The sequence below is a fragment of the Phenylobacterium sp. genome (assembly GCF_030651755.1).
Classification (GTDB): domain Bacteria; phylum Pseudomonadota; class Alphaproteobacteria; order Caulobacterales; family Caulobacteraceae; genus Phenylobacterium.
Window position 1 is genome coordinate 1 of sequence record NZ_JAUSBZ010000075.1, and the last position, 5024, is coordinate 5024.

At 67.2% G+C, this 5024-nt stretch carries 7 protein-coding genes and 1 pseudogene; 2 read left to right on the forward strand and 6 right to left on the reverse strand.

The window, feature by feature from the left end:
- Positions 1-18: 18 nt before the first annotated feature.
- The 6 genes from Q7V15_RS07450 to Q7V15_RS07475 form a co-directional block, all read right to left on the reverse strand.
- Positions 19-285, reverse strand: a complete 267-nt coding sequence (locus tag Q7V15_RS07450) for an AbrB family transcriptional regulator (protein WP_304754817.1) — start codon at positions 283-285, stop codon at positions 19-21.
- A gap of 88 nt (positions 286-373) precedes the next feature.
- Positions 374-799, reverse strand: a complete 426-nt coding sequence (locus tag Q7V15_RS07455; protein WP_304754818.1) for a type II toxin-antitoxin system VapC family toxin — start codon at positions 797-799, stop codon at positions 374-376.
- The gene (locus tag Q7V15_RS07460; protein WP_304754819.1) at positions 796-1044 is read right to left on the reverse strand and encodes a type II toxin-antitoxin system Phd/YefM family antitoxin; all 249 of its coding nucleotides are present in this window, start codon (positions 1042-1044) and stop codon (positions 796-798) included. Before Q7V15_RS07460 ends, Q7V15_RS07455 begins: the two co-directional genes overlap by 4 nt.
- A 156-nt stretch (positions 1045-1200) precedes the next feature.
- A complete protein-coding gene (locus Q7V15_RS07465; RefSeq protein ID WP_304754820.1) occupies positions 1201-1524 on the reverse strand; it encodes a hypothetical protein in 324 nt (107 codons plus the stop codon).
- A 184-nt stretch (positions 1525-1708) separates the two neighbouring features.
- Positions 1709-2176, reverse strand: a complete 468-nt coding sequence (locus Q7V15_RS07470; protein WP_304754821.1) for a GFA family protein — start codon at positions 2174-2176, stop codon at positions 1709-1711.
- Positions 2177-2226: 50 nt separating this feature from the next.
- Positions 2227-2829: a TetR/AcrR family transcriptional regulator gene (locus Q7V15_RS07475; protein WP_304754822.1), complete on the reverse strand. Its 603-nt coding sequence runs from the start codon at positions 2827-2829 to the stop codon at positions 2227-2229.
- A gap of 110 nt (positions 2830-2939) precedes the next feature.
- Between Q7V15_RS07475 and Q7V15_RS07480 the strand changes: the two genes are divergently transcribed.
- Complete coding sequence (locus Q7V15_RS07480; RefSeq protein ID WP_304754823.1) at positions 2940-3338, forward strand: RidA family protein; 399 nt, start codon at positions 2940-2942, stop codon at positions 3336-3338.
- Positions 3339-3460: 122 nt separating this feature from the next.
- Positions 3461-5024, forward strand: a pseudogene (locus tag Q7V15_RS07485) (TonB-dependent receptor); the annotation flags it as partial.

The window sequence follows — 5024 nt, forward strand, 5'->3', positions numbered from 1 at the left end:
CGGACGACGACATTGGTGTCAATCGCCAGCACGTCTGGCGGCCTCCGCGAGCACGGCCTGATCCATCTCCTCGAGCGAGACCGCCACGCCCGGGCGCTTCAGCACACCGAAGACATCCTTCAGGGCGGTCCGCTCGAACAGGGGCGCCCGCCTGAGCAGAACCCCATCCTCGGTCTCCTCAACCTGCAGGCACACGCCAGGCGCCCAGTTGCGCCGTTCGCGCAGGACCTTGGGCAGAATGACCTGCCCCTTGGTGGACATCACGGTGCTCAGCGGCTTGGCCATGGAACGACCTCAGGTAAGACGGAAGTAAGATAGCGCGCTCCGGCCATCTGATCAAATGGGCTGGTGGCCATGCGGGCCCGCCCCTCAGTCAGGTCAAGGGCTGAACCGCCACCCCCAGGGCGCGGGCCGCGTCGGCCATGCGGCCGTCTAGGGTAATCAGAACATGGCGCTCGCGCCGACACAGGGCGATGTGAAGGGCGTCGGGCATGCGCAACATCAGGTCAAAGCGCCGGACGTAAAGATGGGCGACCTCAACATCCGACGACGCCAGATCGGCCCGCGCTGCGCTGGTCGCCCGCCAGGCGTCAAAGCTGTCCAGCAGGCCACGGGCGTCGTCTGCGCTGAGGCGTCCCATTCGCACCAGACGCGACACCGCAGAGGCCGTCTCCCCGGCCGCGAAGGCGCTGACGACCACGGGCTCGCCCAGTCCCGAAACGAAGGCGTCGACCAACGGGCTGGCCGCCTCCTCCACCAGGAGGGGCAGGATGGCGCTGGCGTCGAGATAGACGCTCAAACCTCGCCGTCCTCGTACATCTCCCGCAGCAGCTCGACCGAGGTCAGCGCCGGCCCCGTCGGTTTCAGGCGACGGGCGCGCAGCCAGTCAAGGCCCGCGACGGGCGCCGTGGGGACCTGGCGGATCGCCCGCAATTCCGCCACCGGCTTGCCGTGCCGGGTGATCACCACCTCCTCACCTTCAAGGGCGAGATCGATCAGCCTGGGGAGACCGTTCTTTGCATCGGCGACGCTGTAGGTGGACATGATCGAGCTCCAGGGAATATAGCCATAATTATAGCCACAATATCGCCAGACGCCAGATGGGTTGATGAAGGCTGAACCCCACTTGCCGCTCCCACCCGCCGAAGAACGGACCTTTCGAGCGCCTGCAAAGGGTGGAAAGCGGACATTGGCCGCTGGCTAGGTCGATTGAAAGACCTCGAACGCGGCAGCCTCCAAGCTGCCATCTCCTTCCGATACGGGCGAACCATTCTCGCCGATCAGCCGATAGCTCTGCTGCGTCCCTCCCAGCGAGGCCGCGCCGTCTAGCGCCAGCAGCATTGTATAGAATGCGTCCGTTAAGGCTTGTCCGAGCGCGGCAACCACCTTTTGACGTTGGGCTTCCGTGAGCTGCGCCTCGGCCAGCAACTCACCAACCGACGACCCAGCGTTCGCCGTCCCATAGGTCAGCGCGAGTGCGTCACGCTCCGCCTTCGCAGCGGTCACGAAATCCATAGCCTGCATGGGAGCCCCTCCAAGTCACAGGCTATTCGGACTTCAGCCTAGCGCAAAGCCGACCCTCATAAGGTCTGAGATGGGTCGGAAGCCGACTTGGCTCTCTCGCCCGAAGCACAAGCGGCGCCTGGGCGGATGCGGCCTTCAGCCCCGCGCCCCATTCGCCATAAATTCTCAACCCGGTCGCGCCGCTTCACCGCCTGACCTCCCACGCCTCAGTGTCGTGGTCGGGATGCTGGTAGGACACGATGCCCGCCAGGTAGACCGCCGCCTTAGGCTCCTCCACAGGGTGGACCGGCAGGCTCGCAAGGTCGTCGAGCTCAGCGACCTGCGCCGGCGAGGCCAGTTGCTCGGTCAACCGCGCCTCGGCGGGTCGGTCCAGGGCGCCGACGGCCAGGCTGACATGCCCCTCTCCATATTCAAAGGTCAGCGGCGTGCCGCAATCGCTACAGAATCCGCGGCGGACCTTGTTGGAGCTCTGGAAGCGCTTGGGCTCGCCACGGGTCCAGACCAGGGCCTCGAACGGCGCCCCCACATAGGGCCCGAACAGGCCGCCCGTCGCCTTCTGGCACATGCGGCAATGGCAGATGGAGGCGTCGCCAAGCTCCCCCTCGATGCGGAACCGCACCGCCCCGCACTGGCATCCACCGGTGATGCTCATCACGCCGTCTCCGTCCCGGATCGTAGGATGTTCAAGGTCGCATGAGCCGCTCAGGCGTCAACACCGTTGCGGTTCAACAGGCCTGAGGTCAGCCGGCGAAAGGCGTCGACCGCCGGTTCCAGCACGGCGGTGGGGTCATCGGCGGCGGCGACCCAGAGGGCGGCGTTCAGCGCCGCCCCATTGACCAGCCGGGCGGCGGCCTCGGCGTCAACCGGCGCCACGACACCGTCGTCGATCAGGGTCTGGAGGGTCTTTGTCGTTGTCCGCAGACACGCCGTCTGGTTGGGCCATCCGGACGGGTCGCCCAGAACGGCCGGACCGTCGAGCAGCATGATGCGCTGGATTTCCGGCTCCAGGGCCATTTCGATATAGGCCACGCCCTCCTCGACAAACCCCTCCCACGGTGTTTGGCCGCGGGCGCCGGCGGCGCGCATGCGGGTCAGCATTTCGGCGTCGATCTGGTCGATGACCGCCTGCAGCAGGCCCTTCTTGTCCCCGAAGCTGTGGTAGAGCGCGCCACGGGTCAGGCCGACCTCGGCGGTCAGGTCATCCATGGACGCCGCCGCATAGCCCTTGGCGGCGAACGCCGCCCGGCCCGCGCGGATCAGCTTCTCCCGCGTCTCGGCCACCATATCCGCCCGTGTTCGCGTCAAGATCGCACCTTGCCTCCCGGCATTGACATACGTGACGTATGTAAACTATTCCCAGCACACATACGCTACGTATGTTTACGCCGTTCGCCACGGCCTTGCAGGAATTTCTGATGATGTCCCGTGAACCCATCTTCCCCGCCGGGCGCCAGGCGCTCTACGAGATCAACCGCTACTCGGCCGCGATCCGGTCTGGCGACCTGCTGTTCGTCTCCGGTCAGGTGGGCAGCCGGGAGGATGGCTCCCCCGAACCCGACTTCCGCAAACAGGTCGAACTGGCCTTCAGCAACCTCAAGGCTGTCCTCGCCGCGGCGGGCGCCACCCTTGACGACATTGTCGATGTGACGACCTTTCACACCGATCCTGAACACCAGTTTGAGGCGATCATGAGCGTCAAGAACGCCGTGTTCGGCGCGCCCCCCTATCCCAACTGGACCGCCGTCGGGGTCAACTGGCTCGCGGGCTTCGACTTCGAGATCAAGGTGATCGCCCGTCTTCCGGCCCAGGCCTGACCCGAAAAAGGGGGCGATGCGCCTCGCTGCCGCCCTGATCGCGACGGATATGGCGGTCTCGCCCGTGAGACCAGACGAGGGCCCACTCCCCGTCGCCCAGGTCAGCATCAGGATAGTCCGTTTTGCGTCTGCCTTCCCATCGCCGCCCCGCCGCCTGCCTCAGGGCCAGCCTCCTCGCTGGCGTCGCCATCGCCAGCCTGTCAGCCACCGCCTACGCCCAGGCCTACGACGACTACGACTATGACGACGTCGAGGTGCAGGAGCTGGTGGTCAGCGGCGCGCGGCCGGCAGGCTCAGTGATCGGCGACATCACCCCGGAACTCACCCTCTCGCCGCAGGAAATCCGCGCCTATGGGGCGGCCAGCGTCAGCGAGCTCCTCACGGCGCTGGGGCCGCAGATCGGCAGCGGTCAGGGCGGCGGGCGTCCCGTCATCCTGATCAATGGCGGCCGCGTCTCCGGCTTCGCCGAGATCCGTGACCTGCCCACCGAGGCCATCGCCCGGGTGGAGATCCTGCCCGAGGAGCTGTCCCTGAAGTACGGCTATCCGGCCGAGCAGAAGGTGGTGAACATGGTGCTGCGGCCCAGGTTCCGCGCCACTCTGGTGGAGGGCACGGTCAGGACGCCGACCCAGGCCGGCGGCGGCGAGACCCTCGGCGTGCACGGCGCTCGGCTGGACATTCTGCAGGGCCGTCGTCTGACGGTGGACGGCAAGGCCAACTGGACCAGCTCCATCGAGGAAAGCGACCGCAACATCACCGGCGGCGAAGGCGCCTTCCGCTCGCTGCAGCCCCAGTCCAGCGACGTGGCCCTGAACGCCGTCTATGCCCGGCCGCTGGACAACGGCGTCTCCTTCTCGGTGAACGGCCTGCTGGAGGCCAGCGAGAGCGAATCCCGCCAGGGCCTGTCGCCCTTCGGCCCGCAGGCCCAGCTGAGAAACACCGAGCGCCAGACCGCCCGCCTGGCGGCCTCGGCCACCGGCGCCGTGGCCGGCTGGCAATGGTCGACCACCGGCGAGATCGAGCGCGGCGAGGTCGAGACCAACACTGATCGGGCCTCAGGCGGCCAGGACTTCCTCGACACCGCTCGCACGGTCAGCACCTCAGGCCAGGCCGACCTGGTGCTGAACCGCTCCTTCTTTGAATTGCCGGCCGGCCAGATCAGCACCGCGCTGACCGCCCGGGCCTCGGCGGTCGAGCTGGAGAGCGAGGCTGTCCGCCTGGGCGCCGTCCAGTCCAGCGATCTGTCCCGGACCGTGGGCGAGCTGCGCGGCAATTTCGACATTCCCCTGACCCGCGCCGGCGAAGGCCTGGGGGAGCATATCGGCCGGCTGTCGGCCAATCTGAACCTGGGCGTGCGGCAGGTCTCCGACTTCGGCGCCCTGGAATCCTATGGCTATGGTCTGAACTGGCGGCCCACCCCGGAACTGCGCCTGCTGGGCTCCTTCAGCCGCAGCGACGAGGCGCCGACCATCAACCAGCTGGGCGATCCGGTCACCGTGACCACCGGGGTGCGGGTGTTTGATCTCGTCCGCGGCGAGACCGCCGAAGTGGCCCGCACCACCGGCGGCCTGGCCACCCTGGACGCCGGCCAGAAGGACGTCTTCAAGCTCGGGGCCACCTACCAGCCCTTTGATGAGATCAATCTGCGGCTCCAGGCCAACTATGTCTCCACCCGAACCCGCGACG

What these genes read in the sequence shown, in the direction of transcription:
- Q7V15_RS07480 (WP_304754823.1), top strand. Translation starts at nt 2,940, where the DNA reads ATGATGTCCCGTGAACCCATCTTCCCCGCCGGGCGCCAGGCGCTCTAC.
- Q7V15_RS07470 (WP_304754821.1), bottom strand. Translation starts at nt 2,176, where the DNA reads ATGAGCATCACCGGTGGATGCCAGTGCGGGGCGGTGCGGTTCCGCATC.
- Q7V15_RS07465 (WP_304754820.1), bottom strand. Translation starts at nt 1,524, where the DNA reads ATGCAGGCTATGGATTTCGTGACCGCTGCGAAGGCGGAGCGTGACGCA.
- Q7V15_RS07460 (WP_304754819.1), bottom strand. Translation starts at nt 1,044, where the DNA reads ATGTCCACCTACAGCGTCGCCGATGCAAAGAACGGTCTCCCCAGGCTG.
- Q7V15_RS07450 (WP_304754817.1), bottom strand. Translation starts at nt 285, where the DNA reads ATGGCCAAGCCGCTGAGCACCGTGATGTCCACCAAGGGGCAGGTCATT.